Here is a 1073-nt window from a genome sequence, read left to right as displayed (position 1 = left end):
CTGCTTTCTGGATCGGTATAATAAGGTGTTGGCATTCCACATTCTAACAAGGCTTTTCCTACCTCTGTAAAATCTGCTCCTGGTTTCTTCCACGCTGCCACCTCTCCTAGAGGAGGTTTATCGATATTACATCCAGTTATAATTAACAAAGTTACAGTGCTTAATAATTTTAGAGTTTGTTTCATTTTTTACTCCGTGATTTACTTAAAGGAAATTGTTCACGATGAGATAAACCATAATCATATCTACATTGTGGACTCGCATCTCCAAGACAAGTATGGGAGCTTATGGGATTCATGATCACTCTCCACCATTCTTTCCACATGTTACTACCAGCAGGTATTGTCTCGTAGGTATAGCCATTGCCGCCAATAATTCTGCTTACAAAGTCATATCTATTCCCATCAAAACCAATAGTGGTTTGTTTGCCACCACTCACATAACCTAACAGACCGGATGCCGCCAAAACATTAGCCGCTGGTCCATAGAAACTGATCGTTGTATTGCCAGCTACATCATTTACACCTTCTTGTTTGAAAGAATTCATCGTATTAAAGCCTGTCAAACTGCCACGACTATGGGCATCAAAATGCAATCCTGTGTTACCATAGCGAGACATTATATCTTTTGCTTCTTGTGTGGAATTGGTCAAACCCCAAAAGTTATTTTCCATAAACTTCTGATAGCCCGCGACCAGAAGTTCTGAGATAGCAGAATCGGCTTGAGGGAACACAACAAAATAAAGCGGTACATTTTTATTCTCCGCATGTTGCTCTGCATAAACAGCCGCCTCATAGGGTGGTGTAAAAATGCCATTGAGGGACACATGCACCTTGCCATCAGCACCTTCTTGCAAATGTTGCTTTTCTTCATCCGTTAAATAATGAAACTTAGGAATATTTTGTCCACGAGCATCTCTTATAGGTACCCCATTTGCATCTATTTCATAGATTGTATTGCCATTTTCATCACGGTCGACCACGGCAATGGGGTGCTCTTTGATAAACATGGTTTTATAGGAATCATCGCTGTATTTAAACCCCTCTTCTAAGAGTTGCGTTACCATTTCACGG

Annotated in this window: 2 pseudogenes; both read right to left on the bottom strand. The window is 40.6% G+C overall.

The window, feature by feature from the left end:
- A pseudogene (locus ACFIKX_RS09365) lies at positions 1-185 on the bottom strand (hypothetical protein); the annotation flags it as partial.
- Positions 182-1073 (bottom strand): annotated as a pseudogene (locus tag ACFIKX_RS09360) (filamentous hemagglutinin); the annotation flags it as partial. The pseudogenes ACFIKX_RS09360 and ACFIKX_RS09365, both read right to left, overlap by 4 nt.

The organism is Bartonella sp. CM86QHHN (genome assembly GCF_042194695.1).
GTDB lineage: Bacteria > Pseudomonadota > Alphaproteobacteria > Rhizobiales > Rhizobiaceae > Bartonella.
This window is presented reverse-complemented; position numbering and strand designations above follow the sequence as displayed.